This is a genomic window from Microvirga arvi, from assembly GCF_016892765.1.
Classification (GTDB): Bacteria; Pseudomonadota; Alphaproteobacteria; order Rhizobiales; family Beijerinckiaceae; genus Microvirga; species Microvirga arvi.
The window spans coordinates 1-1,344 of record NZ_JAFEMD010000178.1 but is presented as its reverse complement, the minus strand read 5'-3'; the positions used below and the strand labels follow the sequence as shown (position 1 = coordinate 1,344).

The following is a 1,344-nucleotide window of genomic DNA, read 5'->3' as shown; positions in this document are numbered from 1 at the left end:
CAGGATTTCTCGTTTCCCGGCGTGGTTTGCGGGTCCGACGATGCCCTCCTGCTCCATGCGTTCCATGAGCGAGGCGGCGCGGTTGTAGCCGATCTGCAGCCGGCGCTGGATGTAGCTCGTCGATGCCTTCTTGTCGCGCAGCACCACCGCCACCGCCTGGTCGTACAGATCGCCACTGGGTGCCCCGAACTCGCCCTGGTCGAACACCGGAGCATCAGGCGCAGCCCCGCCCTCGTCCTCCTCGGCGGTGACCGCCTCGAGATATTGCGGCCGGCCCTGGCGCTTGAGGTGCGCCACCACCTTCTCCACCTCCTCGTCCGAGCAGAACGGCCCGTGCACGCGCGTGATCCGCCCGCCGCCGGCCATGTACAGCATGTCGCCTTGGCCCAAGAGCTGCTCAGCGCCCATCTCGCCGAGGATCGTGCGGCTGTCGATCTTCGAGGTCACCTGGAACGAGATCCGGGTCGGGAAGTTCGCCTTGATCGTGCCGGTGATCACGTCCACGCTGGGCCGCTGCGTCGCCAGGATCACATGGATGCCGGCCGCTCGCGCCATCTGGGCCAGGCGCTGGATCGCGCCCTCGATCTCCTTGCCGGCCACCATCATGAGATCCGCCATCTCGTCGACGATCACCACGATGTAGGGGAGAGCGTCGAGATCCATCACCTCGTCCTCGTACACCGCCTCCCCCGTCTCGCGGTCGAAGCCCGTCTGCACCGTGCGGGTGATGGTCTCGCCGCGCGCCTTGGCCTCGACCACGCGGGCGTTGAAGCCGTCGATGTTGCGCACGCCCAGCTTCGACATCTTGCGGTAGCGGTCCTCCATCTCGCGCACCGCCCATTTGAGCGCCACCACCGCCTTCTTGGGGTCGGTGACCACCGGCGTCAGCAGGTGCGGGATGCCGTCATAGACCGAGAGCTCGAGCATCTTGGGGTCGACCATGATCAGCCGGCACTCGGCCGGGGTCAGGCGGTAGACCAGCGACAGGATCATGGTGTTGATCGCCACCGACTTGCCCGAGCCGGTGGTGCCGGCGACGAGCAGGTGCGGCATGCGGGCGAGATCGGCGATCACCGGCTCGCCACCGATGGTCTTGCCTAAGCACAGGGCCAGCTTCTGCTTGGAGGTCTCGAAGTCCTGGGAGGCGAGGAGTTCCCGCAGGAACACGGTCTCGCGCTTGTGGTTGGGCAGCTCGATGCCGATGGCGTTGCGGCCCTGCACCACCGCCACGCGGGCCGACACCGCGCTCATCGAGCGGGCAATGTCGTCGGCCAGAGAAATCACCCGCGACGACTTCGTCCCAGGCGCTGGCTCAAGCTCGTAGAGAGTGACCACAGGACCGGG

1 protein-coding gene is annotated in these 1,344 nt (G+C 67.0%); it reads right to left on the bottom strand.

The annotated features are described in order from the left end of the window. The coding region (locus ILT44_RS30380) for a DNA translocase FtsK (RefSeq protein ID WP_255549984.1) at positions 1–1,344 on the bottom strand (1,344 nt) is incomplete at both ends.